Genomic DNA, 24,805 nt, shown 5'->3' on the forward strand with positions numbered 1-24,805 from the left:
AACATTTCATACATCTCCTCATATAAACAAAAACGGATTCCAAATGGAATCCGTTTTTTTATATTAATCAAAAAAAGCAGTCAATTCTGAGATTAAAGACTCAAATAATTGGTCAGCCCACCGCTCATCGAACGCTTTATCCAGCCGACTGTCAATAACAGTTAAGATGGGGCGTGCCTCGACACCATCCCGCTGGATGACGCTAGCTATAGCATGCAATGTATCATTAGTGATAGGCAATCCCTTTCTCAACGCCCAATCCCTAAGGACTGAAATAGGTGGTACTTCTCCCGAGCCGGGCTTTCTTCCTTTTTCTATAAAGTCGAGATAGCTATCAAACAAAAGGCGGATAACGACATCCGGCTCTTTTTCCAATCTAACCTCTATATGTTCCCGGATAGAGCTGTTTTTCAACCCGTTTTCATCAAATACCGAACGGGCAATTTCTAAGATCTCCCCGGTTATACATTCCAATACCTGACGCGTAGCCGTATTCATCGTTTTGAGATTTTAAGGTCAAAAACCGGAAGCTTATTCCCAAAAGTTTGATTTGCACCATTTATTCTGAAATCATTCAGGACAGGATCAGACTGAAATTCTTTTTCGGAATCGAATTGTTCTTCTATCAAACACAAATCCTGCATATTACGCTGAACTAAATCGACCGAAAAACGGCATCCGCAGGCATTATTGTCATAATAATTCCTCAATGTCAGGTATGTCCATGTCGGAAGCACCGTTACCGGTTCATTTGCATCCATCTTGATCCGTTCCAGAATATTTAAGCCGATCGAAAAAGCCAGATTCTGAAAAACTGCAACTGCCGTATCGTCTTCAGGAACAAAAAGAATTGAAAAATTAACGGTACTCGTAAATACATTCTGCTGATTGCGTCCCATAATAGGATCTTCCAGCCAGAAAACAGGATGAAATTCATTACCCGCCCCCAGCTCGTAATTGCGGTTATAATAAAAAGAACGGATTGCTTTGTGTTGGCATGCCTGATTACGAAACAGGCTGATAATAGAGTTAATCATATTAAAGTTTTATTGAATAGATAAATTATTTCGATCAAAGACCGTTTTATTATTTTTACTTATATTTATGGCAAATAACTATTTTTGAAATATGACTCGAAAAAACAAACAGTCGAAAATACTGCTTCGGATACTTTACTCACTGCTAGCAATATTTATCGTATTCAACATTCTTGCGGCTATACAAGCCTATGCGATGACCCACTATGTAAATAAAACCGAAAAAGAAGCCTCCGAACAAGGCATCATCAGTATGCTGTTCACAGGAATAGATATAGCATGTCCGGTAAGCGACATACTACCTGCTCGCCCTTATACCACAGTACAAATTCCGGCCGAAGGCGACAATACAATGGAAGCATGGATCATAAAAACCGATTCAGTATCGAAAGGAGTGTTCTTGCTCTTTCATGGATATACCGACCATGCCGAAAGTATGCTGCACGAGGCTTATCCTCTACTCGATATGGGATACGATGTGGTGATACCAAATTTCAGAGGGTCGGGCAATTCGTATAGTAATCAAACAACTATCGGGTATCTCGAAGCGGCCAATGTAAAACAGGTATATGACTATGCCGAAAAAGAACTTAAACCCAAAAGTATATCCTTGCTGGGTATGTCGATGGGAGCTGCGGCCATTACTAAAGCCATGCACGACTATCAATTATCCGTAAAGTGTGTGATACTCGAAGCTCCTTACGGGCGTATGTTCGATGCGGTAGGTGTACGCATAGGCAAAGTTCCGGTAGTAGGTACACCACTCTCCTATCTGATGACATTTTGGGGAGGGGCAGTTAACGGCTTCAATGCCTTTTCGATGAATCCCGATCAGTTTGTTAAAGACATTAAAGTACCTACACTATTGCTATACGGAGGCAAAGACCAACACATACCTGTAGACGAATCGATGCGCATATATAATAATATAGGCTCTGATATTAAAGAACAGCACATGTTTGCCGATGCTACACACGAAAGCTATCCTCGTACATGGCTCAACGAGTGGAAAACGACTGTCAGCGACTTTCTCTCCAATAAAGTAGAAAAACAATAAACAATCATTCAAAATAGTGTAACGGGATTCTAAAAAGAATCCCGTTTTTCGTATATTGCAATACTAAACCAATTAACACTCATAATTATGAAAACGGATATCTACACTAAAATTGTATTAACTGTAATTGCTATTTGTTTGACAGTAAGCTTGCTTAAAGAATTTGACATCATCACTACCGCCAAAGCCGATACTACAACTGCTGGACCTACACCTATACCAAATGCTGTACAAGATGGACCTGTGGATGTCAGAATTGTTGGAGTAGATTATTATTGTACATTACCTGTCAATATTAAAAACACACCGATTTCTGTTGAAATAACAAAATAACCTCGATCTTCCCCTCCGTGTCCATTCCATGGGATTTGCAATCCCATGACTATTAACACAGGATTCATAATTCTGTAACCAAACAAAAGACTATATTTGTAGATAAACCATTTAACACTCATGAATTATGAAAACGGATATCTACACTAAAATTGTACTGACGATTATTGCTATTTTCCTAGGCGTATTAGTTTTTCAGAATACGACACTTATTACCACCGCCAAAGCCGATACTACAACTGCTGCACCCGCCCCTATACCATCTACTGCACAAAGTGCTCCTGTGAATGTAAATATTACGCATATAAATGGGAAAGATTTACTTGATGATCAGACAATTCCTGTATACATATACAAAAACTATGACAAATAACATTTAGATTTCTTTCTTTTTATCTATACTTAAAAATCATGGAAGAAAAGAAGAAAAAAACATTCGTTATGGAGATTAACGGAGTAAAAGAATCGACCGAAAATGTAGAAAAACTGATAGATGCACTGGATAGACGTCGTCCCTTGGGATTTGCAATCCCATGACTATTAACACAGGATTCATAATTCTGTAACCAAACAAAAGACTATATTTGTAGATAAACCATTTAACACTCATGAATTATGAAAACGGATATCTACACTAAAATTGTACTGACGATTATTGCTATTTTCCTAGGCGTATTAGTTTTTCAGAATACGACACTTATTACCACCGCCAAAGCCGATACTACAACTGCTGCACCCGCCCCTATACCATCTACTGCACAAAGTGCTCCTGTGAATGTAAATATTACGCATATAAATGGGAAAGATTTACTTGATGATCAGACAATTCCTGTATACATATACAAAAACTATGACAAATAACATTTAGATTTCTTTCTTTTTATCTATACTTAAAAATCATGGAAGAAAAGAAGAAAAAAACATTCGTTATGGAGATTAACGGAGTAAAAGAATCGACCGAAAATGTAGAAAAACTGATAGATGCACTGGATAGACGTCGTCCCTTGGGATTTACAATCCCATGGCTATTAACACAGGATTTCTAATTCTGTAACCAAACAAAAGACTATATTTGTAGATAAACCATTTAACACTCATGAATTATGAAAACGGATATCTACACTAAAATTGTACTGACGATTATTGCTATTTTCTTAGGCGTATTAGTTTTTCAGAATACGACACTTATTACCACCGCCAAAGCCGATACTACAACTGCTGCACCCGCTCCTATACCCACTGCTACACAAAGTGCCCCTGTGGAAGTGAATATTACGCATATAGATGGAAAAAAAATTAATATAGATAATTATTATAAGGAATTACCTAGAACAGATGGATTACCTATCGATATCTTAAAAAATAGCGACAAATAATTATCACCTCTCATCTTTTTTATCTATAATAGAAAAGATGAAAGAAAAGAAGAAAATTATTACTCTGGAATTCAATACCAAAGGAGAAAAAAAATTAAAAGATAATATTTCGGTATTAGATAAAGCAACAAGCACATCTGCCATACTATCGTCAAACCTAGCAAAAATATTTGCCAATTTTCAAGACTTTAGTGATATAATAGGAACTAACACCGACTATATGGCAGAAACTATTACTAAAATTATACCCGAAGTCAATACTGCATCAGAGAAGATAAATACATTGGCAGAAATGTATTTAGAAAAGTCTTTAAAGAAACAAATAGACTATATTCAAGATATTTCCGAAAAGAAATACGATACAGATTATAAATATACAGAACAATCGAAATCAGTATATACTGCATATTACGATTTTCAAGAAAAACTGTATTTTTCTGATACTGAAAAATTAAAGAAAGTTCTAGAAGAAAAAGAAAAATACCTGAAAGAATATCGCGATAGGGATACTGAAGTACAACAAAAAATAGCAGAGGTTACAAAAGAAGAAGAACAAATAAAGTCAAAAGATTTAGAAAAATCTCTTCAACACAAAAACGATATTAAAAAAGAAGCTCGGAATTCGGATCTGATACAGACATTAGCTTATATCAAAGAAGAAGAAAAACTGCAAACAGAGCGCAATGCACGTATAACAGCTTTAACAACATCAGCAATAGAACGTCAGACAGAGGCAGGCCGCACCTTCAACTTTATCAAGTTAAAAGAAACCAAAGAAAACTACAAGGCAATAAAAGAACTTCGCCTGCAAAATATCGAAGCTGCCAAAGAAGAATACAAGCGCATAACCGAATATCACGACAAATTGATAGGCTCATACGAAAAGGGTTCGCTTGGCGAAGCACAGGCAATGGAAAACAAAAAAATGCCCTACACAAAATAAATACCCAAATAATAGCTGACCAGCAAGCAGTAAACGACTCCACAGAAGAGATGGGTAAAGCTTATCAGTTATTCTTTGATGAAGTAGCAAAAAAGATCACTGATTTTCACACAAAATGGAAAGGTGTATATAGTGCGGCAGGCTCGGTATTAAAAGACTTTTTGTCAATACAAATAACCGATCTGAAAGAAGACCAAACTAACGTTCAAAAAATTATAGAAGAAAGAACGACAGCCTATCAGCAACAAGCCGACAAAGTAAAATCACTATACGAAGAAATGCAAAAAGCATCAGGTGCCCACGCAACCACTCTTCAAGAAAATTATGCCCGTGAATCGGCTACTGCAGAAGAACTTCTTCAACAAAAGAAAGACGCTGAAAAAGAAAAAGAAGAAATAGAAAAACAAATCAAGCGAAAAGAAAAACAGCAAAAAAAAATAGAACTAGTTCAAACATTGGCTTCCGCCGTAGCCAATCAATCAGCCGCGATCATCAAAGCTTGGGGTATGGGACCTATTATCGGACCTATTATGGCAGCCATCACAGCAGCAGCCACAGCTATACAAATAGCCAATATTAAACGGCAATGGGATAAGCTGGAAGACGGCGGACTTCTTCGTGGCAAACGCCACATGCAAGGCGGTATGCGTATCGAGGGATCAAATATAGAAGTCGAAGGCGATGAGTTTGTTGTCAATCGTATATCCACCCGCAAAAATCTGGGCTTAGTCGATTATATCAATCGTGAACGACGAGAACTCACAGCCGAAGACCTCACCGGATATTTCAGCCGGAGCAGAGGACAGAACTTTCCGCGAATCGAGTCGAAGCGGATATACGAATCGGGCGGCCAGCTAACCAATCTCGAAGTTGTAGATTCGGTTACCGCTCCCGAAATAAATAAGATACTGGATGCGATTTCAAATATCGACTTTCGTCCGGTCGTGTCGGTTACCGATATTGCTGATGCTCAACGAACAATGGTATCAGTCGAACGAACAGTGAACAGCTAATAATAAATAATTGAGAATAAAAAAAATGAGAGTTGAAGATGAGGTTTTCAGCTCTCATCTTCTTTTTTCTATGCTGCCGGTTTCAAGCGAATATACTGATCTAGCCCAGAGTAATTGCCATCGGCTTCCCAATAATCTCGGCTATTGGCAACAGGTATATATAAGTAGTTGTCTTTTGCCCAATACATTTTTTCGGGCGAATCGATAGGTATCCAGCATTTGATATACATCCCTATCTGAGGATCAATATAACGCCTGTCTGTTATCTGATAGAGGTCAATATAGGCAGCACCTTCGAACGAATCTACATCTATACTGACAATTGATTTCATATCAGCCGAAATATAAGGGAAATTCGAAAAACGCTGTTTTGTATGTCCGGAATGTTTGTCAACGAAAAAATAGTCCCAGTCTTCCCAGTAAATACCAGACATAAGGTATACACTCAAAGAAGGAATATCACCGACAAAAGAATATTCTTTATGCTTTTCACTTCCACTGAGATTATCGGTAAAAGTAATTGTTCCTTTAGCTGTATTTAGCTTGAGTACACCATTGATTTTAGGGAAAGAAGCCGAATCGCCGGTAATAAAAGTCACGGCATTGGCTTTATTCTTTAGAAATGTAGCCTTGTCTATCAGCTCGATCAAAAAATAATCTTTCAGCTGATTTCCTCCATCGTAGTCTGTGTAAAGGTCTTTTGCGGTAAGATCATGTTTTTGAACCAATTGAAGAGGAGCATCAGGGTCGGCAGGCGTAGATGCCGTATCAATAGAAATTTCAGTATCTGCCGAAAAACTCTGAATTTGCGAAGATTCGTTCGAAGCATTTTTACAAGCTGCCATAACTACCACAACGGCAACTACCAACACTTTATTTTTCATATCAATTTTGCAAATCAATGCATTAAATTTCAACCTAAAAAACCTTTAAAAGTCTCAGCTTTTTATTGACAACACATCCATTCCTTAAGATCCATTGGCTTTATCAGATACAATACCGTCACGGGTAATAACCGAATATGCTTTGTTCAATACTTACGCTTATTTAAAAGCGGAACAAAGATAGCTAAGTTCAGAGTATTTTGATAAAAATTCCGAGATTATTTTTGAAGAAAAATATACTTTTTTTATAGTTTTTTAAGATGTTGTTTTTTTATTTTTATTTAGTCAATATATCCCTTTACAGTCAACGCATTAATAATCACCCTATCAATCTGATTACTGATCAACCCATCGAGCGTGAATTTTTCGGAGGATCCGTTAAACATTGCCGGAAGTACTTTCTTAAGAACCAAATTCTCATTTTGGGGAGCAAAAAGCATCTTTCCGAAATTCCCGGCTTTAGTGAAATACAAAAAACTCATCTCTTCGCTCTCCGGAAAACTAATGCCAAAGAAGAAATAAAATCCGTTTAAAGATTTCAACATTCCGCTACCGATTTTTGTAGTAAAGCCGGCATATCCGTATTTAGCAAACGTCTGTTCAAGATTAGGAAAAACAGCCTGATCACGTCCGCCGAAAATATCAAGAATCCCCTCTCCTATTTTAAATCCTCCATGCGTACACAACATATCAGTCAGCCCATCAGGAACATTTATCCCTGTCCTGATTTCAAAATCAGCAATAATAGCAGGCGATATTTTAGGGGCAAAGCTGAGATCATACGCTCTGTTGTCCCTGAAATGATACGAATAATCTTTCATCGAAAAGTATTCTTGCATCTCTGCCTCACGAAAAAGATTATACCTGTCGACAGCCTGCTGCCAGACTTCGTCCTTCGGAGCTAAAAATGTTTTGTAATTCTTCATTCGCAATTTGTTATCACTTATATAACAAACAAATAGTTATTTTGTTAAGATTCTGTATCATATTAAGTATGAATCCTTAATATGTTCTACAATATAGCCCGATTTACTTAAAAGTCCAGCCTTTTTTCACAGCAATCGATTTATCACACTCATCATCACCTTTATTGCCGGATAAAGAAATCGTATATTCAGTATTTTTAGCATGAGGTAATGCAGTAAATAATATATTCAAGGCATCGGAACTTAACTGCGAATTATCTTTTAGCACAATAGTTTTCACAGCTGCCAACCCATCGATATTAAGAGATGTAAAACCGGAATGAGCGATGGAAATACTTCTTAGCGAATCACTGGCGGTAAAGTTTGCGGAGGCAGTACCCAAACTCCCGTTTATAAAAATAGTCTCCAGATTTTCGAGTTTATCAAGTCCTGTTAGAGACTGTACTCCATCGGGATAACCGCAATACAACGTTTTCAGAGTAGTACACCCGGTAAGATCAATCGAGGCTATAGGCTGATTCGCAAACCGAAGGTCAGTTATACTTTCACAGTTAGTTAATGTCAACTCCGAGATAGAGTTCTGCTTATTTTTTTCAATCTGCGCATTGTCTATTTTTGACAAGTCTAGTTTTATCAAGCCCAATGTTTTGATCTGCACATCATAGTCTCCTGACTTCGGATATATATATTCCGTTGGCTTAATCGAATCTATCACAACTTTATTCTTAAGCACATATTCGGTATCTTTCGCCCCATCTCCCCAGATAAGATACATCTCTTTGGCCTGAATAAGATAGTAAAATGAAGAATTGTCAGCGGATACACTCAATTTCAACCGGGCTGTTTCTGCCACAGCATCCGGACGACTCAGATAAGAATAAGGTGTTTCGTCTGAACTGCATGAAACCAAAATGATTGATAAAAGTAAGTAGAAATAAAAACTACGCATATCCTAACTATTAAGGGGTCAAAGACCTTGTTCTGTTATTTTTTGAGCAAAAATACTGTATTTTAATCTATTTTCAGATAACATAATCCTCATATTTATTGTTTAATTATATATTTGAAAGATCAAAACAACCCAAACCCAATCGTATGAAAAGGAATATAATTGCGGCAATCATTTTAATAATGTTTGCTCTGAATATCTCAGCACAACAAAGAGACAATTTCTCTCTGAATATCAAAGAAACACATCCCATTGTTCAAAACAGCCTATATAACACTATATCATTCATGGATAGTCGATTGAACAGAACCAGGGATCAATATATTGTCAATGCAGAGTTATTCTCATGGCAGCTATCATCTTTTGTCAATATGATAACCGATCGTACAGCTAAAAATGGAACAATGCTATTCCAGTTGAGAAATCTTTCATTTGAAACAGAAGGAGATAAAGGTTTTTCACATATAAGAGCAACCTTATACGAATCTTTAAACTCTCAATTCTACATGATTGCAACTCTTGACACTGAAATCCAGGTTGCAAACGGTAAAAATATATCGCCGCGCCTGCAAGAAGAGATCTCTTCAACGATAACATCGTTTATTGCAGATAATCTTACTCAACCATATACAGACAATATACCTTATACACTCGATGACATCCGACATATAGATACTATCGAGAAAGAATCTTCGGAACTCTATAAAGATCAAGGATACAGAGATGGAATCTACTATACTTTTGATTCTTTCAAAAATCAACAGCCTATAGTGACTAAAATGGAAGTAAGATTCAAAAAAGAGAAACTATCTGAAATAAAAATAATAGATCGTTCCAATAATAAATTCCGGAAGGTCAACCCATCTGATATATATGCTGTGGTTCTCGATGGGCAGATATACATTGCTTTGGATAAAAAATATTATACTGTATATCCCGACAATGGAAATTTACTTTTCGATGCCGAATACAATTCTTCTAATGTGGGCTTTGCACCCAGCTTTTCGGTTGGAATCGGAAGCGGAGGATATCGGGGAGGCGGAATAGGGCTTGGAGTATTCACTAAAACAAAGAAAGAAACTGTTACTTATATGATAGATCATATGAACGGAAGATTCATCAAGATCAATTGATTCAAAAAACATTATACATCATAAACTTTAGTCTTATTATTTGTTAATAATAAGACTTTTTTTGTCACCGAAATTCGGGGACAAGAATTTTATCTATACTCAAAAGTCAATCTATATTGAAAAATAAAACACAAAAAAGGAACAACAAACAAACTACAGAACAAACACTTACAATAAAAAGAACACTAAACTCTAAAAATATTGAATATTATTCCGAAAAAATAAAAACAGATTTATCTATACCTAAAATCAAGATCACAGACTATAAATCTACATTTTATGAACATACCTATTTACAATTGTCTGATAAATGAAAATCCAGAGGACGACAGTGGCATATATGCAATATCTTTTGTTGATTCTCCTGCCAATGAAAGTGATTTTATTGCATTATCAAAACAACAATCGGAAGTATTTCTAAACAAAGACCCACACAAGCAAATATTAACAGGAGTTGTTTTACGCCCCGATCAATTGATCTATCGAAAAGATTCTAAACTAGGTGAGTATTATATCAAATTCTCAACCGAGCAAATAGAAAAAATCGCTCAAAAGATGATGCGGACAGGGCTTGCTTTACAAAACACAACTCATCAACACGAAGCTCCTCTCAAAGGAAATTACCTATCGGAATTATGGATTATCGAAGATCCGGAAAAAGATAAGTCTCGGGCATTAGGATTCAGTTCACTACCCAAAGGTACTCTTATGTGCAGCTATAAGATAGCAGACAAGCATTATTGGGATACTGAGATTATGACGGGCAATGTCAAAGGCTTTTCGCTGGAAGGATTCTTCATTCAGAAACCGGAAACACAAAGCAACTTGAAATCAAACAAACTAAACAAAATGAACAAAAAAAGTAAAACGACAGCGTTACTATCACGGATATCCCGCTTTTTTCTCGATATCCAATCTGCAGAAAAAGCAGACTCAACCTCTAGCGGAATTGCATATCTTATCTTCACTCTAGCTGATGGAAAAGAAGTATATGTAGATAAAGATGGCTTTACAACACTTGACGGAGAACAACTTCCTGCCGGAGAACATCCATTATCAGACGGAAATATTCTGGTCGTTGATGAAGACGGTCAAATGATCGAAACGAAGGAATCTTCAGTAAAGAATAATGATCCCGAGCAAGCAACAGCTCCAGAGAGTCTACAAACAGCAGGAAAAGAATCGGTAGAAACTTTGAAAAAGAAAATCGCCGATCTCGAATCCAAACTTTCCGAACTCGCAATTCTCGCTCAGGAAGCAAACAGCGAAATACAAACTATGCGAAAGCATACGCCCAGTTCTCTACCGGTATCAACCGCAAGGAAAAGCAGGAAACATACAGAAATGAAACGCTACGAACAAATGGCTCAGGCTCTTTCATTATCAATCAAAAACAAACAAACTAAATAACACAAACTAAAATAATTTTAAATATTATGGCAAATATGTATAACATTTCACCTTTGAGTTACCAACCTAGTACTAATATGGATTGGTTTACGAAAGCTCTATTCGGAGGCAGACTTATCGAAAACGGCAAAATCGATGTAATCACAGGTGTAAAGGAAAGCACCATGCTGAATCTTTTAAATTTCGATAGTACACTTCTACAACCCGATGGGAGAGATTGCGCTTGGACTCCTGAACAAATATTCAAGCTTAGCGAAAAAGAAGTTCAAATCAAAACATATAAAATCAATCTCGAACAATGTATCGATGATCTCGAACGCAAGCGGATCAACATCATGCTTAAGCCGGGAGCAAAAAATAGCGAATTACCCGAAGCCTTGGAAGAAGCTACAATGGCTATGCTTGCAGATGAATTAAGCTCTGAAATTGAGGCTAAAATCTTTAATGGAGACAGCAGCTCAAACCCAAATGATTTCGATGGAGCAATCAAGGTATTAACATCGAGCACCGAAGCCCTAAAAATCACAGGTGCAGCGTTGACAAAAGCCAATATCATCAGTGAAATTGAAAAAGTATACAATGAGATTCCCGAAAATGTTTTGGGAAAAGGGATTGAAAACGGAACCTTAAAAATATATATTGCTTTCGAAAGCCTGCAACGTCTGAAGATGGCTTTGGCCTCAGTTAGTAATCAGGTTATCTCTACCGCTTTTACAGCAGCAAATGAGAACTTATATTATCTGGGAATCGAAATTGTTCCGGTGAAAGGACTGAATAGCAAAACAATGATCGCTGCAGACATTACGAACTTCTTACTCGCTACTGATCTGCTGAGCGATACCGAAGAAATCAGAATAGGACAATTCCCTGCTCCTCACGACAGCAAAATATTTATTGATGGAAGATTACGCTTAGGCTTCGTGATCCCATTCGAAGACGAAGTGGTATTCTATAACTAAGATCATCAACTCAAGAAACACAATTTTATAACAAAAAAAAATCATATTATGTCTTGTAAATTAACAGCTAATATACGTAAAGAAAACTGCCAATACAGAGTAGCCGGTATCAGAGCAATTTATCTCATTAATCACGACAGCAATCCTGCATTCACATTCGAACAAGGAACAGAAGGTGAAGAAGGAAACAAAGTGATCGGCAAAATAGAGATGCCTGCGGGAGAATCAATCTACAAAGTAAACTTTGCAGAAGGCACAGCATCTTGGTCAGACGAACTGGCCGTAAATGGAAATGGAGGAAAATACCGCACGCATACAGTCAACTTTACAGTAAGTGAATACGATTACAACATTCTTAATCAAGGAGATGCTTTAAGTTTGGGCAGATTTATCGCTATCGTTGTCGACAAATCAGGCAGAGCAGTTATGCTTGGGCGCAATAACGGATTAAGTGCTACTTCGTTCAACTATGCTTCAGGAGCTGCCGATGCTGATGCAAACGGATGGACAACAGTTTTAGCAGGCACAGAAATTGAAATTGGCAAGCTTCTGAAAGATGAAAGTATTATCACACCTGTAACACCGGACATTGTTGTTACACCATAATATTACACTTCCTATATAAGTAACAGAAAGTATCCAGTGATGTGAAAGACGATAACTACCTATCTTATTTACACTTACAAAATCAACAAAAAGGTCTAAGACCTTAATTAAGAAAAAAGAGTTGCTTTTACCGCAACTCTTTTTTGCAATATAACTACCTTTGCGAAAACAAATATAAAAACAAGATGAAACTTCCTAAATTTCTAATTGCAGATAATGACGACTATCCGGAAAACACGTATGTTGTACATACCGAAAAACCCCGGTTTATATTGGATGTCGATTCCGAAGAGTATGAAATCCTTGACGGATCGGATGAGAATGATAAAAATCTGGATAAGATGCTTGAACAGGCTTTTGTATTCTATGAAAATGAGCTGGACAGATATGAAGACGAAGAGTAGGATTTATCTCCTACTCTCTTTATACCATATATATATTGCCAAAATACAATTCCATTCATATAAGACTGATTGTATCATAAATATATAGTTTCCTGACATGTAATTGATCAGAAACCATATAAAATTAGAAACCAGCCACATATACCACGACCACGCCTTCCGTAATATCATGGCCATCTGTGAAAGAATTCCTATTATAAATGCCAGAATATTAAGATAAAATAAAACAGGTGTATCGTCGTCAAGAACCAATCCCCATCGCGAACCGTAAAAATAAAGAATAATACATCCAATAAATCCCGATAACACAGTAAAAAGAATAAACCCCAGATTGGTTTTACTTGTTTTTACAAGTCCGTCTTCATCCTGATTTTCTCGCTTAGTCCAAGTAAGCAGGCCAACTACATGAAAGCATAAATAGTAAGCCGCGCTAAACACCATACCCAGATTACGAAACTGAAATTGCGAATACATCTCTCCCACATTGGCAGTCATCCCGAAGATATTACCAGAAAGAGGTTTTCGAAAAGCCAATGTCACGACACTCAAATATCCTAATAAAGCAGTGATACTGAATAGAATTACATCCATCAGGCTTTTTTCTCCGGATAAAATAGTCTGATAAGCAGCATAAACAGTAAGAACGACAGCTGTACTAAACCATACAAAAGTATGTTTCAGACTTCCTCTCCCTGTTATATAATCAAAAAAACGGATAAACATAAAACTCAGTATTTTTCTATTAAGCAGAATATTGAACCTCAAGAAATAGGAATAAGAAACTTATTTCTTTCCAATATAATCTTGTAGAGCCTTCACGTAACTATCAAAAGCCGCGACCCCCTTTTTTGTTATTTTACAAACTGTTCGGGGACGTTTGCCGTCAATAAACTTGTCGACTTCAATGTATCCAGCTTCACTCAGTTTCTCTATCTGCACACTCAGATTTCCGGCAGTAGCTTCAGTCTTTTCTTTTATAAAGACAAAGTCTGCCTTATCGACCGACAACAGTAAAGATACTATTGCCAACCGCAGCTGAGAATGTAATAGCGGATCGAGCTCTTTAAACATAACCTTCAGCAGTTTTATTTAAAATATGTCCGGGTACAACAAAACCAAATATCATAGCTAAAAACTGTATAACAAATTCCAGATCGGCTCCTTGATAGAGTATAAAATGGAGCAGACACAATATAGCCGCACACCAAAATACGAAGGCCCCGTACACATAGGGTCTGAAGCGATATACTCTGGCTGTTATATATAATGCCGATCCACTGAATACCATCATCATGGGTGATATAAATATGAACGGAATATTAGTCGATAATGATACTGCAACAAAGAAAACAGCACCAACAAACAAACCACTTGTAATGGCCATAGCTAACCAGATAGCTCCGACTATCTTATCAAGATGGGTAATAACCATTGCTTTACGTGTTTTATTCCGTTGATAAATCATATGACCGACAAATAAGGGAAACGTTAAAGCCCAAAGCCAGTTAACCGAATGCCCTATCGAAAAAACCTTAGGCAGTATAAAGCATAGCAACGAAATACCGGCTATGACATATCCCCACAAAATAAGGCTATTGCCTGCCCCCCGCTGAAAATTTCCTCTTGCCTGAATAATCATTTCATTGATTACCTTAAGGCTATCTTGTTCATTAAATTTATTTTCCATAAATCATATCTTTAAAGACAAAAGTAATAAAAAAGCCGCGATATACTTATTGATTCTGAACAGAACCAACGCACTTGGATTTCAGCATCTGCAAAAATTCTTCACCCCAATGAGGAGTAATTGAGTTACGATTTTCTGTTTTATACAATTCCTCGGCTTTCGACAATTCGGCACACAAATCTTTTCCTTGTTGCATGAAGGCGGGTAGATTAGTTTTGAAAAAAGCCAGTAAAAACAAAGGACGAGGATTCTGCTCATTTTGGGCTATAGCCTCTTTATAAAAAGAAATTACCTGCCCGAAATATTTTGCACCATTGGTTTGCGGATCCAGAGATATAAAAGCTGTATAATAATATCCCCATAAGGTATTAATTTCGGATTTGTTTATATCCTGAAACTTGTCCAGTCCTGATAATTTTTCTTTTGCCTCATCTAATAATATAGCATTTCCATCTGCTTTCGGGTTCATATATACACTCTGAATATTGCAGAATGCAGAATAATAAACAGGCAGCCATTCTTTTGTATACTTAGATGCTATACGGTCGAACTGATTTTTTTGCTGTCTAAGCAATGGAACAGTATAACTCGAATCTAACTTAGCCACAGTTTTCGTCATGGCTTGCACATAAACAGCATCTGCAGTTTGAGCCGAAACAAAACCATAACAGATAGTAAAAGATAAAGAAATAATGATCATTAAGGTTTTCATAATACACATATTTTAATTGTTTATATTGTGAGTTTTAGAAATTGGATGGGTTATAAGCGTCTTTCCCTCCTATTGTCAGAAAAAATCCGACCAGAAAGAATTGATTTTGATAAGGTACCTTTGCTATACGATCAAATTTTCCATTCTTATTTTCTTGTGCCGAATATTGGTAACCATACACATTAGTTCGGTTCAGAATATTAGAGACCGATGTATAAACAATAAATCGGGGATGCAATAAAAACGTAGCACAAAGGTCTAAAGCGTAATAAGGTTTTGTTTCGGCATTCATTACTCCGCTTTTGTTCGGATCATGATAGGGACGCCCGCTTGCAAACCTATTTGTGACACCCAAAAAGGTTTTGTATTGAAATAAATCATATTTTAAGACTACCGCTGCATTATGTTTAGTTGAATAAGTAGGCGATACCATTTCATTATAATCACTATACATCCGTTTCGAATTATTATAAGAATATGAAATCATATACTCCCACCTTTTCAGAAATTTGCGATCATTGACGAAAACATCAATACCATTACTAAACCCCTTCCCTCCTGACTGATACCGATAATTATTTCCTGTAGTAAGATTATCATAATTTTTATGATACAATTCAATTCTGAAAGTACGTGCACCATCCCGGTAATATGCACCGGTTACAAATTGCTCGCATTCCGTCGCATCTAACTTATGATTAAATAATAAATAATCCTTATCCGCTAATTGCTGATATTTACCATAAGCTGCTAATAATGTCAATCCATTTGACTCATAGTTAAGAGCTACTCGAGGTAAAATATTCCATGACTTATTAATAGAAGTATATTCACCACGTAACGAAGCATTTACATAAAAATTTGATGTTATAATAAAATCATTCGACACATATGCTCCTGTAATTGTATGATTCATTTTATCTTTAAATAAAGTAGTATCCCGATACGAAAAATCGTACTTATTAATGAAAGTTTCGATACCGCCTTCGAGTTTATATAAAGAACTGAAACGTTTTCCCAGTTTTGATTTCAGATGTATTTCCGACTCTTTTATGCCTACTTTGTCATAAGCCACACGTCCTCCTTTAATAGTCTGGTTATTATACGAGAAAGCCCCTCCTATAAAAAAGTTCATTCCGTCGTCAGTTCTGGTTTTAAGTGTCGAATTCAAATATAAATTGTCTTCATTCATATTTAAATCCCGCTTCGAATCCGAAAAAGCGTCTTTTTCCAACATATTAAATGTCGTTTTCGCATACGTAGCATATGTCTTCAAGGTCGTATATTTGCCTAATGAAAAGCGAAACTGATTTTGTCCGGCAAAAGAACGATAAGGCTTAGTCCATCTGTTATTCCGTTCCTTCGGATAAAACACATCATTGTATGGTCCCATATCCGTATAGTCGAAATTAAAAGAAGTTGATGCATCTTTCCAAGCCTTAGTACCACCCGAACCTAGTCCAACAGTCAGTATCTGGGCCCCTATTTTAGTATCCAAACTTTTATCTTTTGTTGTAAGAGGTAATACGCTCGATAATCCCTGAGAATATTCGGAAGAATATGCACCTTGTTCAAAACTCATACCTTCGAAAAGAAATGGAGAATAACGTGACCTTGACGATACATTTTCGGGCATAGTCGTATATGCATTCATTACATGCATACCATCTATATAAGTCTGTGATTCGCGGCTATCCCCTCCCCTTACCAGAAGTTTACCGTCTGTCCCTGAAACCTGAACTCCGGAAAGCATTCCCAGTGATTTAAACAAGTCTCCCTCCGAACCGGCAACAGTTACAAGTTCTACAGCATTCTTCTGTTCCATACTGGAACCTCCTTTCAATCGAAAGCCTCCTGAAGATATTGTGACTTCCTTCAATGCTTGTATACTCTGTTTTAGAATAATATGAAGCGAATCTTTATAGGGTAAGCTTATCGTCTGCTTATATTCATCATACCCAAGCATGGTCACTTTTAATACAACAGTTCCTTTTTCGGATGTTCCAAGAGCAAATTTTCCATCCTCCTCGGAAGTCGTACCATCTATTGTTCCTTCGATAGAGATATTCGCATATGCCAACGGACTGTTATGTGCATCAGCCACAATCCCCTTAATCATCATCTGAGGATGTAGATTTAAAGAAACTAACATTAAAATTATCAACATTACATTTTTCATCTCTTCTATTTTTCGACAAATATAAATTAGTTTATAATACAAACCAAATTATATTATAAATAATTTTATATTATACAATTTAAATATTTTTGATTTTATCTATAACTAAAAAGATGAATAAGAATATTATTACAGGAATAGAAAAACATACGGGATATAACACCGGAGGTATTTCGAACATCTTTCTGCTGGATATTCGGAGTTTTATAGCTTATCGTTTCACCAATGACATGCTGTTTGATGAATGTTTTGTAGAATCGGTCAGAATCTCTGATTACAACTACATGGAAGTTGAAACCATAGAATCTTCGAAATTTCAAGAATCGATGGATAATGGCATCTATAAACAACAGCTAACCACTTTTGTCCGAAAATTAGGAGCAGCTAAAACTTCGAATTTACTGAAAACCAACACAACAAAATATTTAGTTATGTTCAAGACTTACGAGAACAAATATTTTTGCTTTGGTTCAGATGGAGGAGCCACAGTTTCTTTTTCTCAGATATCAGGAGAAATCGGCGGGTCATCGGGCTATAACCTCACGATCAACAAAAGCTCAGTATATCCTCTTTTTCAGATCAACTTCAACAATAGGATTATAGAATCACTATTGACAACCGAAAACAATCAACTAATCACAACCGAAGACAATTACTTCATACCAATATTAGAATTATGGAAAAAATAAACAAAAAGAAAGTTTCGCAATTACCCGAAGCAACAACAATCGACGGATTTTATGCACTTGGCACAGATAACAATAATAACTCAGTCAGGGTATCTGTTGATCTTCTGAAAGGGAATAAAGGCGAACAAGGAGAGAAAGGCGAGCCTGGCAAAGATGGAACAAGCGGAGGTATCCAGATTGTATCGGATGGACAAACCATCTCTAATGATGGCAAATACCTCATGATATCAGAAGGCACAATCACCCTATCAACCAAAGTCGATAATATCCCAGAATCAGCATTAAGCATTGTCGGAGCACTGCTGCCCAATGGAACATTCAATACAACATCAGGATATTGGCATACACCTATAACAGCTATTCCGGCAGGAAAAACAAAGATGAAAGTTATTCCTTTGCCTGACAATTTGGGTGGTAGGTCACTGGCATTTTATACAAGTACCGGAGCATTTATATCTACGATACCTAATACAGTCGCAGACACACCCGTATTAGTAGATATACCTAGCAATGCAACACAATATGCACTTTGCCGGGCTTCATCCCGTGAATACTTTGCCGGATTTGTATCAGACGGAACACAGACCTACACCAATACAGACAAGATTGTACTCATCAAAATGCTTAACGGCGGAGCTCAGATAAACGAACTTCGTGATCTTGTAGATTATGATAGATTACAGCTGATTTGTAATAATGACACTGTTGAGCCGGATGGTAAATATCTTTTTATAGAAGATGGCAATGCTAAATTTATAAATGAACTTGAAGGCGTAGCTTTTGAGAAAAAATACCCGAGAAGTGACATTTCAATAGCCGGGTATATATCAGATACAGGTGCATTTGCATCAAATAGTCTCTATTCCAGAACCGAAAAATTAGCCATACCTACAGGAGCATTAGAAATAGAGCTATATTCTAACGGAGATGGTTCTGCTGCTAAGGTTCTGGCATTTTATGATGGTGCAGGTGCGTTTATATCCACTCCTCCAAACATAGGAACTGAGACACTGGTCACCGTACCTATACCTGCCGGAGCTAAAATGTATGCAGTAAGTCAAGGTAATGCCATGACTACAGGATATACAATAAGAGCTTATACCGAAGTGAATGTACCATCAAGCTCACTATCCGTCAGTTCTTCTTATATTAATTATGACGGGCAATTTTTACCCTCCAGCTATGGTTACGTAAGAAGTCCTTTAACTGACATTCCGAATGGAGCATCTGAATTTAAGGTAACTTCTTTTGATGATGGCACTGCGGCTAGAGTTTTAGCGTTTTACGATATTAACGATGTGTTCATATCTGCTCCGGATAACACAACTGCCGAAGCATTACTTATAGTAAAAAGACCTTCGAATGCAGCTAAATATGCGTTGTGCAGGAGAACCTCGGTTGCTACGTTCCAATGCACTATAAAAATAATGGGAACTAAATATGAACTTACCAACAAAGATCAGATATGTCTTGTAACAAAAAAAGGGGACGTTGTATCAAAGAAAGTATTACGTGATTTTTCTAAACTCTCAATAGATATACCTAAAAGACCTAAAGCGTTTTTGAAGGATTTTAAACTCAATAATTCTGCCATAACGACCAATACAGTCAATATTGTAGGTAGTGGTATTGACACAGCATCCCAGTTAACATATAAAGCCTATATGTCTACTGAGAATCTAGCTTTTGATGTACTATTCAAAGCTAATTCCGATTCCAGTATTCGTATTGGCAGGTCTGAGGGTGGATCTTTCAAATTGGCAGGGAATACCCTCACAGTATACACCTATCAAAATGTTCTATTTGATACACAGACACTTCCTTTTTCTATAGTTTCGGGTAATAGCTATACTGTTACTTTAGATAAGAGGGATGCTCTTAATTTGAGATTCACCCTGTCTTCTGCCACTGGAGATACTTTTACAATTAATTATGATAAACTTACCGCATCAGGCACAACAACATCTTGGGGTGTTCCATTTTTTGGTGTTGTATCCGGAGATGTCACAGTGAGAAATGCTGTTCTATCCTTCAAATATGACTACAATACTATTGTAAGCATTTTTGGAGATTCTTATATTGAGGGTAACAGTCTTCTCACTTCGGGCGGTGTTTACAATAAGTGGAGTAGTTTATTGGCAGACGAAACAGGAACCTCTTTTGTACACATATCTGGTAAAGGAGGTGAAGCCGCAACAGCTGCGTTTGTATCTCGTTTCAAAGTCGAGAACAGCCTATTTAAGTCTCCTTATGTATTTCTGGCACTAGGAACCAACCACAGCAGCCTTTCTTCATATACTCCATACATGCAGCTATTGATAGATGAATGTAAGGATAATAATCAAATACCGATACTACAAACCATCCCTCCACGTCAAGGTATAAATTATGACAATGTAACTAAAGCTATAAACGACTGGGTAAAAGCATCGGGTGAACTGTATGTTGATTTTTCATCTGCACTCACCAAACCGGATAATGAGACATTATGGAAAAGTGGCTATGTAATGTCTGATGGTGTGCATCCGACTGTTGTCGGACATGCAGCTATGTTCGAACAGGTGAAAAGGGATTTGAATTTTTTAATCGGCTAATATACCTAAAATAAAAAAACAACTATGACCGAATTTTTATCAACATACTTAGAACCGATTTTGGCTTTTGTATCAGGCGGAGGGCTGTTTACTTTAGTTTCTATGAAATATAGCAAAAAACAAGCAGAAGCCAATGCCATGAAGGCTGTACAGGAAGTATATCAAAGCACCATAAAAGATTTGCGAGACACCAACGATTACTTAAAAGCTGAAATATCGACTCTCCGTGAAACAGTGTCCCAAAACACAAAAGATATTTCTCAGCTACAGCGATACAAATGTACTGTACTTGAATGCAGCTTACGCAAAACCGAATAATGATGAAAATAACAAACGAACAATTAAAGCAAATCTACACATATTCTACACAAGCAAACAGGGATAAATATTTGCCATATATCAATCAGTTTTCTTCTGAATACAATATGGACACATACGAAGCCATGTGTGCCTTTCTCGCTCAGATCGGACATGAATCCGGTCAGTTGAGATATGTAGAAGAAATAGCTTCCGGGCAAGCTTACGAAAATCGTAAAGATCTCGGGAATATATATAAAGGAGATGGAATTATGTATAAAGGGCGTGGACTTATACAAATAACAGGACGTGCCAATTATACATCTTTATCGAAAGACCTGAAAGTCGATTTCATAGCCAATCCTTATTTATTAAAAGAACCGCTATATGCTGTACTCTCGGCCTTTTGGTACTGGGATAAACGAAAACTTAACAAATATTCGACATTGAATGAAACCGATTTTATCACCCTGACTAAAAGAATAAACGGCGGTCTTAACGGTTACAAAGACCGCTTTCGAATATGGAATCTAGCAAAACAAATTTTACAATGAACAAAATAACAATCAAACTAATATCGATCTACATTATATTGACCTTTCCGGCATGTAAAAGTAACAAAACTTATGTACCTGTAGAAAGCAGCAGAACCGAATATAGAAATACGATACAACGAGATTCAGTACATTTGTACGACTCCGTATTTATTAAAGAAAAAAATGACACCGTATTCTACTCTAAATATAAATTCCTGTACCGCAATAAATTTATAACAGACACCATTATTAAGTCGGACTCAATACGTGTCCCCTATCCAGTAATACAAACTGTCGAGATCAATAAGCTGACTTGGTATCAGAAAGCCTGTATATGGTTTACAGGGATCATTCTTGGAGGACTGTTATTCTACTTATTTTTCAAATACAGGAAACTATTCACAAAATAAAGAGTCTAAAAATTAAGCATATAAGCAATAGAAAGCATTTAATGATATACTTTTAGTTTATAATAGACCTTGGTTGTTTAATTATTAAAGCAATAAATAGATCTGAAACCTTAAATAGCCGTTTATCTAAAGTAAGCGGCTATTTTTTTAAAAAAAACACAATAAATAACAAATAGCTTTGAGACCTTATTTCTAGCTGTTTGCTATAATTAATTCGATTTTTCGTCTTTTTTTCGTTATATTTGCCAAAAAGCGATTCTGCTTTTATCAAACTGTCAAAAAATAAAACAAATTATATGTCACACCTACCACCTTTAGTAAGTGATCTGGCTCTTATTCTCATAACCGCCGGAGTAGTAACCATCATATTCAAATTACTCAAGCAACCAGTTGTACTGGGCTATATAGTTGCCGGATTTCTGATTAGTCCACACTTTGGACTGTTGCCTAATATCGTTGAAATGTCAAATATTTCGGCATGGGCCGAGATCGGGGTAATATTCCTATTATTTGCATTAGGTCTCGAGTTTAGCTTCAAAAAGCTGATGGATGTAGGCGGTACAGCATCAATCGCAACCTTGGTCAATATGGGTTCGATGATTGTTATCGGATATATCATCGGACAAATGATGAATTGGACTCAAATGGAAAGTGTATTCCTTGGGGGAATGCTGTCTATGTCTTCGACAACCATCATCATCAAAGCTTTTAACGACATGGGATTGCAAAAGAAAAAATTTGCAGGAATTGTCTTCGGTATGCTTATAGTAGAGGATCTTGCAGCCATATTGATGATGGTACTGCTGTCAACTGTTGCCGCAAGCAATCATATAGAAGGAGCAGGATTGCTGGAAAGTGTTTTACGTTTGGGATTCTTTATGGTTATCTGGTTTGTTGTCGGGATATATCTGATCCCGAGTTTCCTGAAAAAGTTCAAAAAACACCTGAATGACGAAACAATGCTTATCGTGGCTGTTGGACTATGTCTGGGTATGGTGCTATTTGCTGATTCTGTTGGTTTTTCGGCTGCACTAGGTGCATTTATCATGGGTTCTATTCTAGCAGAAACAATTGAATCGAAACATATCGAACATGTAATAGAATCAATCAAAAACCTGTTCGGAGCAGTATTCTTCGTTTCTGTAGGTATGATGATCGCCCCCGAAATTGTAGTAGAATATATCGTTCCCATTATATTATTAACAATAGTAGTGTTGGTCGGACGTGTTATTTTTGCCACTCTGGGAGTTGTAGCTTCGGGAGAAGGGCTAAAAGTATCATTACAGGCAGGGTTCAGCCTTGCTCAAATCGGTGAATTTTCATTTATCATCGCCACACTGGGGATGCAGCTAGGAGTGATTAGTGATTTCATATACCCTATCATCGTAGCAGTGTCGGTTATTACTACATTTACAACCCCCTATTTTATCAAAATATCAGAACCGATATATCATGCCTTAGAAAAAGTTATTCCGGACAAATGGGGAAAACTGATTACCGGTTATGCCGAATCGAACAGAAAAACGGTTAATCATCAAACCGACTGGAATATTTTATTGAAAAACGTACTGTCTACTGTAGCCATATACTTCACTTTGTCTTTAGCTGTCTACTTTTTTGCGAAAAATTTCATCATATCTTACGTAACAGACTACATCCCGGGTATTTGGGGTGCTATCAGTGCGGCTCTGATAACATTGTTGCTAATGGCTCCATTCATGCGTTCGATTATGCGACGCAAAAGCAGGTCTGCCGAGGCTAAAAAACTTTGGAAAGACAGCAATTTCAACAAAGGTGCACTGATTGCATTAGATACACTTCGCATAGCATTGTGTGTTGTTCTAATACTAATGGTATTAATACCCTTATTTCCCAGAGCAACAGGCATTTTATTATTAGCTTCGGGAGTTATAGCAACAGCTATTATATTTACAAACGGGTTCAAAACCCAATCGAAAAAGATGGAAAACCAGTTTTTCCGTAATCTGAACGATAAAGAAATTGCAGAAGAGAGCCAAAAAGCTGTCGCTAAAAATGCAAAATCTAAGCTGTTGAGTAAAAATATACATATCGAAAAAATAAGCGTACCTCAAAATTCACCGAGAGTAGGCAAAACACTGTCCGAACTTAACTTTAAACAATCGACCGGTGTAGATATCGTAAGTATTATCAGAGGGGATGAAAGAATCAATATTCCGGATGGCAACATCCGGCTTTACCCTTTCGACAAATTGGTAGTGGCAGGTACGGACGAAGAACTTCAAAAGCTAATTACAGCTCTAGATGAAAAACAGAAAGAATACGACAATCAAGAACATGTAAATATTGCACAGCAAATAGTTGTTTCTCAATACGAATTAGAAGAAAATTCGCCTCTCATCGGAATCTTAATTAAGAACTCGGGAATCAAAGACAAAACCGACTGCATGATTATCAGTATTGACAGAGAAGGAGAAGCAATGGCAAGCTTCGGAGCCGACACTGTATTACAAATCGGAGACGTTCTTTGGCTTGCAGGAGAGAAAGAGAAACTAGAAAAGTTTGAAGAAAACATATCTAAATAATAATCAAACAATTGTCATTATACATTTTATTTTTCCGAGAAAAAAGATTTTTCATAAAATATTATTTTACTAATCACGACTTCATTAATAGAAAGGCATAAATTTTG

General features: G+C 36.8%; 30 protein-coding genes. 20 read left to right on the forward strand and 10 right to left on the reverse strand.

The features are described 5' to 3' along the window. Positions 1-63: 63 nt before the first annotated feature. Entirely contained in the window at positions 64-498 is a 435-nt protein-coding gene (locus tag AABJ51_RS07935) for a hypothetical protein (protein ID WP_338375341.1), read from the reverse strand. Next, a complete protein-coding gene (locus AABJ51_RS07940; RefSeq protein ID WP_338375342.1) occupies positions 495-1,037 on the reverse strand; it encodes a hypothetical protein in 543 nt (180 codons plus the stop codon). The genes AABJ51_RS07935 and AABJ51_RS07940 overlap by 4 nt, the downstream gene beginning before the upstream one ends. 91 nt (positions 1,038-1,128) lie before the next feature. On the opposite strand from AABJ51_RS07940, the gene AABJ51_RS07945 reads away from it, so the two are divergent. The 9 genes from AABJ51_RS07945 (at position 1,129) to AABJ51_RS07985 (ending at position 5,759) form a co-directional block, all read left to right on the forward strand. Continuing rightward, positions 1,129-2,094: an alpha/beta hydrolase gene (locus AABJ51_RS07945; RefSeq protein WP_338375344.1), complete on the forward strand. Its 966-nt coding sequence runs from the start codon at positions 1,129-1,131 to the stop codon at positions 2,092-2,094. 87 nt (positions 2,095-2,181) lie between these two features. Continuing rightward, positions 2,182-2,427: a hypothetical protein gene (locus AABJ51_RS07950; RefSeq protein WP_035332305.1), complete on the forward strand. Its 246-nt coding sequence runs from the start codon at positions 2,182-2,184 to the stop codon at positions 2,425-2,427. A 127-nt stretch (positions 2,428-2,554) separates the two neighbouring features. Continuing rightward, positions 2,555-2,800, forward strand: a complete 246-nt coding sequence (locus AABJ51_RS07955) for a hypothetical protein (RefSeq protein WP_338375346.1) — start codon at positions 2,555-2,557, stop codon at positions 2,798-2,800. Between the two features lie 38 nt (positions 2,801-2,838). Further along, positions 2,839-2,964, forward strand: a complete 126-nt coding sequence (locus AABJ51_RS07960; protein WP_338375348.1) for a hypothetical protein — start codon at positions 2,839-2,841, stop codon at positions 2,962-2,964. Positions 2,965-3,042: 78 nt separating this feature from the next. Continuing rightward, a complete protein-coding gene (locus AABJ51_RS07965) occupies positions 3,043-3,288 on the forward strand; it encodes a hypothetical protein (RefSeq protein WP_338375346.1) in 246 nt (81 codons plus the stop codon). A 38-nt stretch (positions 3,289-3,326) separates the two neighbouring features. After that, the gene (locus AABJ51_RS07970; protein ID WP_338375350.1) at positions 3,327-3,473 is read left to right on the forward strand and encodes a hypothetical protein; all 147 of its coding nucleotides are present in this window, start codon (positions 3,327-3,329) and stop codon (positions 3,471-3,473) included. Between the two features lie 57 nt (positions 3,474-3,530). Then, positions 3,531-3,803, forward strand: a complete 273-nt coding sequence (locus tag AABJ51_RS07975; RefSeq protein WP_026627860.1) for a hypothetical protein — start codon at positions 3,531-3,533, stop codon at positions 3,801-3,803. Positions 3,804-3,840: 37 nt separating this feature from the next. Then, a complete protein-coding gene (locus tag AABJ51_RS07980; RefSeq protein ID WP_338375353.1) occupies positions 3,841-4,746 on the forward strand; it encodes a hypothetical protein in 906 nt (301 codons plus the stop codon). Positions 4,747-4,796: 50 nt separating this feature from the next. Continuing rightward, positions 4,797-5,759 carry a hypothetical protein gene (locus AABJ51_RS07985; RefSeq protein ID WP_338375355.1) on the forward strand — a complete coding sequence of 321 codons (963 nt, stop codon included), beginning with the start codon at positions 4,797-4,799 and terminating at the stop codon, positions 5,757-5,759. A 68-nt stretch (positions 5,760-5,827) separates the two neighbouring features. Here AABJ51_RS07985 and AABJ51_RS07990 read toward each other — a convergent pair whose 3' ends face one another. From AABJ51_RS07990 to AABJ51_RS08000, 3 genes are all read right to left on the reverse strand, one after another. Further along, a complete protein-coding gene (locus AABJ51_RS07990) occupies positions 5,828-6,643 on the reverse strand; it encodes a hypothetical protein (RefSeq protein ID WP_338375357.1) in 816 nt (271 codons plus the stop codon). Positions 6,644-6,924: 281 nt separating this feature from the next. Then, on the reverse strand, positions 6,925-7,569 hold the full coding sequence (locus tag AABJ51_RS07995) for a hypothetical protein (protein WP_321577268.1): 645 nt from the start codon (positions 7,567-7,569) through the stop codon (positions 6,925-6,927). A 103-nt stretch (positions 7,570-7,672) separates the two neighbouring features. After that, positions 7,673-8,518: a leucine-rich repeat domain-containing protein gene (locus AABJ51_RS08000; protein ID WP_338375360.1), complete on the reverse strand. Its 846-nt coding sequence runs from the start codon at positions 8,516-8,518 to the stop codon at positions 7,673-7,675. A 146-nt stretch (positions 8,519-8,664) separates the two neighbouring features. Here AABJ51_RS08000 and AABJ51_RS08005 point away from each other — a divergent pair, with 146 nt between their 5' ends. The 5 genes from AABJ51_RS08005 to AABJ51_RS08025 all read left to right on the forward strand — a co-directional run bounded on the left by AABJ51_RS08005 (position 8,665) and on the right by AABJ51_RS08025 (position 13,030). After that, on the forward strand, positions 8,665-9,651 hold the full coding sequence (locus AABJ51_RS08005) for a hypothetical protein (RefSeq protein WP_338375362.1): 987 nt from the start codon (positions 8,665-8,667) through the stop codon (positions 9,649-9,651). A 279-nt stretch (positions 9,652-9,930) separates the two neighbouring features. Further along, complete coding sequence (locus AABJ51_RS08010) at positions 9,931-11,061, forward strand: XkdF-like putative serine protease domain-containing protein (protein WP_338375364.1); 1,131 nt, start codon at positions 9,931-9,933, stop codon at positions 11,059-11,061. 26 nt (positions 11,062-11,087) lie between these two features. Continuing rightward, positions 11,088-12,020, forward strand: a complete 933-nt coding sequence (locus AABJ51_RS08015) for a hypothetical protein (RefSeq protein ID WP_338375365.1) — start codon at positions 11,088-11,090, stop codon at positions 12,018-12,020. A gap of 48 nt (positions 12,021-12,068) precedes the next feature. After that, positions 12,069-12,626 carry a hypothetical protein gene (locus AABJ51_RS08020; protein WP_338375366.1) on the forward strand — a complete coding sequence of 186 codons (558 nt, stop codon included), beginning with the start codon at positions 12,069-12,071 and terminating at the stop codon, positions 12,624-12,626. 185 nt (positions 12,627-12,811) lie between these two features. Then, entirely contained in the window at positions 12,812-13,030 is a 219-nt protein-coding gene (locus AABJ51_RS08025) for a DUF8828 family protein (protein WP_026627870.1), read from the forward strand. 3 nt (positions 13,031-13,033) lie between these two features. On the opposite strand, the gene pnuC is transcribed toward AABJ51_RS08025, so the two are convergent. The 5 genes from pnuC to AABJ51_RS08050 are packed head-to-tail and all read right to left on the reverse strand — an operon-like array spanning position 13,034 to position 17,596. Continuing rightward, positions 13,034-13,753: a nicotinamide riboside transporter PnuC gene (gene pnuC / locus AABJ51_RS08030; protein ID WP_338375367.1), complete on the reverse strand. Its 720-nt coding sequence runs from the start codon at positions 13,751-13,753 to the stop codon at positions 13,034-13,036. 60 nt (positions 13,754-13,813) lie between these two features. Then, complete coding sequence (locus tag AABJ51_RS08035) at positions 13,814-14,101, reverse strand: winged helix-turn-helix domain-containing protein (protein ID WP_338375368.1); 288 nt, start codon at positions 14,099-14,101, stop codon at positions 13,814-13,816. Next, entirely contained in the window at positions 14,094-14,717 is a 624-nt protein-coding gene (locus AABJ51_RS08040) for a hypothetical protein (RefSeq protein WP_026627873.1), read from the reverse strand. Before AABJ51_RS08040 ends, AABJ51_RS08035 begins: the two co-directional genes overlap by 8 nt. 46 nt (positions 14,718-14,763) lie before the next feature. Beyond that, positions 14,764-15,429, reverse strand: a complete 666-nt coding sequence (locus AABJ51_RS08045) for a hypothetical protein (protein ID WP_338375369.1) — start codon at positions 15,427-15,429, stop codon at positions 14,764-14,766. Between the two features lie 34 nt (positions 15,430-15,463). Further along, entirely contained in the window at positions 15,464-17,596 is a 2,133-nt protein-coding gene (locus tag AABJ51_RS08050; RefSeq protein WP_338375370.1) for a TonB-dependent receptor, read from the reverse strand. Between the two features lie 125 nt (positions 17,597-17,721). Between AABJ51_RS08050 and AABJ51_RS08055 the strand changes: the two genes are divergently transcribed. From AABJ51_RS08055 to AABJ51_RS08080, 6 genes are all read left to right on the forward strand, one after another. Further along, positions 17,722-18,297, forward strand: coding sequence for a hypothetical protein (locus AABJ51_RS08055; RefSeq protein WP_338375371.1), 576 nt, complete (start codon positions 17,722-17,724; stop codon positions 18,295-18,297). Next, the gene (locus AABJ51_RS08060) at positions 18,285-20,891 is read left to right on the forward strand and encodes an SGNH/GDSL hydrolase family protein (protein ID WP_338375373.1); all 2,607 of its coding nucleotides are present in this window, start codon (positions 18,285-18,287) and stop codon (positions 20,889-20,891) included. Before AABJ51_RS08055 ends, AABJ51_RS08060 begins: the two co-directional genes overlap by 13 nt. Positions 20,892-20,915: 24 nt before the next feature. Further along, positions 20,916-21,209 carry a hypothetical protein gene (locus AABJ51_RS08065; protein ID WP_035332311.1) on the forward strand — a complete coding sequence of 98 codons (294 nt, stop codon included), beginning with the start codon at positions 20,916-20,918 and terminating at the stop codon, positions 21,207-21,209. Then, entirely contained in the window at positions 21,209-21,742 is a 534-nt protein-coding gene (locus tag AABJ51_RS08070; protein WP_338375375.1) for a glycoside hydrolase family 19 protein, read from the forward strand. The genes AABJ51_RS08065 and AABJ51_RS08070 overlap by 1 nt, the downstream gene beginning before the upstream one ends. Continuing rightward, a complete protein-coding gene (locus AABJ51_RS08075) occupies positions 21,739-22,134 on the forward strand; it encodes a hypothetical protein (protein ID WP_338375377.1) in 396 nt (131 codons plus the stop codon). The genes AABJ51_RS08070 and AABJ51_RS08075 overlap by 4 nt, the downstream gene beginning before the upstream one ends. Positions 22,135-22,430: 296 nt before the next feature. Beyond that, on the forward strand, positions 22,431-24,698 hold the full coding sequence (locus tag AABJ51_RS08080; protein ID WP_338375380.1) for a monovalent cation:proton antiporter family protein: 2,268 nt from the start codon (positions 22,431-22,433) through the stop codon (positions 24,696-24,698). Positions 24,699-24,805: the final 107 nt, after the last annotated feature.

Source organism: Indolivaga capnocytophagoides, from assembly GCF_036511535.1.
Classification (GTDB): Bacteria; Bacteroidota; Bacteroidia; order Bacteroidales; family Dysgonomonadaceae; genus Dysgonomonas_A; species Dysgonomonas_A capnocytophagoides.

What these genes read in the sequence shown, in the direction of transcription:
- AABJ51_RS07935 (WP_338375341.1), bottom strand. Translation starts at nt 498, where the DNA reads ATGAATACGGCTACGCGTCAGGTATTGGAATGTATAACCGGGGAGATC.
- AABJ51_RS07940 (WP_338375342.1), bottom strand. Translation starts at nt 1,037, where the DNA reads ATGATTAACTCTATTATCAGCCTGTTTCGTAATCAGGCATGCCAACAC.
- AABJ51_RS07945 (WP_338375344.1), top strand. Translation starts at nt 1,129, where the DNA reads ATGACTCGAAAAAACAAACAGTCGAAAATACTGCTTCGGATACTTTAC.
- AABJ51_RS07950 (WP_035332305.1), top strand. Translation starts at nt 2,182, where the DNA reads ATGAAAACGGATATCTACACTAAAATTGTATTAACTGTAATTGCTATT.
- AABJ51_RS07955 (WP_338375346.1), top strand. Translation starts at nt 2,555, where the DNA reads ATGAAAACGGATATCTACACTAAAATTGTACTGACGATTATTGCTATT.
- AABJ51_RS07960 (WP_338375348.1), top strand. Translation starts at nt 2,839, where the DNA reads ATGGAAGAAAAGAAGAAAAAAACATTCGTTATGGAGATTAACGGAGTA.
- AABJ51_RS07965 (WP_338375346.1), top strand. Translation starts at nt 3,043, where the DNA reads ATGAAAACGGATATCTACACTAAAATTGTACTGACGATTATTGCTATT.
- AABJ51_RS07970 (WP_338375350.1), top strand. Translation starts at nt 3,327, where the DNA reads ATGGAAGAAAAGAAGAAAAAAACATTCGTTATGGAGATTAACGGAGTA.
- AABJ51_RS07975 (WP_026627860.1), top strand. Translation starts at nt 3,531, where the DNA reads ATGAAAACGGATATCTACACTAAAATTGTACTGACGATTATTGCTATT.
- AABJ51_RS07980 (WP_338375353.1), top strand. Translation starts at nt 3,841, where the DNA reads ATGAAAGAAAAGAAGAAAATTATTACTCTGGAATTCAATACCAAAGGA.
- AABJ51_RS07985 (WP_338375355.1), top strand. Translation starts at nt 4,797, where the DNA reads ATGGGTAAAGCTTATCAGTTATTCTTTGATGAAGTAGCAAAAAAGATC.
- AABJ51_RS07990 (WP_338375357.1), bottom strand. Translation starts at nt 6,643, where the DNA reads ATGAAAAATAAAGTGTTGGTAGTTGCCGTTGTGGTAGTTATGGCAGCT.
- AABJ51_RS07995 (WP_321577268.1), bottom strand. Translation starts at nt 7,569, where the DNA reads ATGAAGAATTACAAAACATTTTTAGCTCCGAAGGACGAAGTCTGGCAG.
- AABJ51_RS08000 (WP_338375360.1), bottom strand. Translation starts at nt 8,518, where the DNA reads ATGCGTAGTTTTTATTTCTACTTACTTTTATCAATCATTTTGGTTTCA.
- AABJ51_RS08005 (WP_338375362.1), top strand. Translation starts at nt 8,665, where the DNA reads ATGAAAAGGAATATAATTGCGGCAATCATTTTAATAATGTTTGCTCTG.
- AABJ51_RS08010 (WP_338375364.1), top strand. Translation starts at nt 9,931, where the DNA reads ATGAACATACCTATTTACAATTGTCTGATAAATGAAAATCCAGAGGAC.
- AABJ51_RS08015 (WP_338375365.1), top strand. Translation starts at nt 11,088, where the DNA reads ATGGCAAATATGTATAACATTTCACCTTTGAGTTACCAACCTAGTACT.
- AABJ51_RS08020 (WP_338375366.1), top strand. Translation starts at nt 12,069, where the DNA reads ATGTCTTGTAAATTAACAGCTAATATACGTAAAGAAAACTGCCAATAC.
- AABJ51_RS08025 (WP_026627870.1), top strand. Translation starts at nt 12,812, where the DNA reads ATGAAACTTCCTAAATTTCTAATTGCAGATAATGACGACTATCCGGAA.
- pnuC (WP_338375367.1), bottom strand. Translation starts at nt 13,753, where the DNA reads ATGTTTATCCGTTTTTTTGATTATATAACAGGGAGAGGAAGTCTGAAA.
- AABJ51_RS08035 (WP_338375368.1), bottom strand. Translation starts at nt 14,101, where the DNA reads ATGTTTAAAGAGCTCGATCCGCTATTACATTCTCAGCTGCGGTTGGCA.
- AABJ51_RS08040 (WP_026627873.1), bottom strand. Translation starts at nt 14,717, where the DNA reads ATGGAAAATAAATTTAATGAACAAGATAGCCTTAAGGTAATCAATGAA.
- AABJ51_RS08045 (WP_338375369.1), bottom strand. Translation starts at nt 15,429, where the DNA reads ATGAAAACCTTAATGATCATTATTTCTTTATCTTTTACTATCTGTTAT.
- AABJ51_RS08050 (WP_338375370.1), bottom strand. Translation starts at nt 17,596, where the DNA reads ATGTTGATAATTTTAATGTTAGTTTCTTTAAATCTACATCCTCAGATG.
- AABJ51_RS08055 (WP_338375371.1), top strand. Translation starts at nt 17,722, where the DNA reads ATGAATAAGAATATTATTACAGGAATAGAAAAACATACGGGATATAAC.
- AABJ51_RS08060 (WP_338375373.1), top strand. Translation starts at nt 18,285, where the DNA reads ATGGAAAAAATAAACAAAAAGAAAGTTTCGCAATTACCCGAAGCAACA.
- AABJ51_RS08065 (WP_035332311.1), top strand. Translation starts at nt 20,916, where the DNA reads ATGACCGAATTTTTATCAACATACTTAGAACCGATTTTGGCTTTTGTA.
- AABJ51_RS08070 (WP_338375375.1), top strand. Translation starts at nt 21,209, where the DNA reads ATGATGAAAATAACAAACGAACAATTAAAGCAAATCTACACATATTCT.
- AABJ51_RS08075 (WP_338375377.1), top strand. Translation starts at nt 21,739, where the DNA reads ATGAACAAAATAACAATCAAACTAATATCGATCTACATTATATTGACC.
- AABJ51_RS08080 (WP_338375380.1), top strand. Translation starts at nt 22,431, where the DNA reads ATGTCACACCTACCACCTTTAGTAAGTGATCTGGCTCTTATTCTCATA.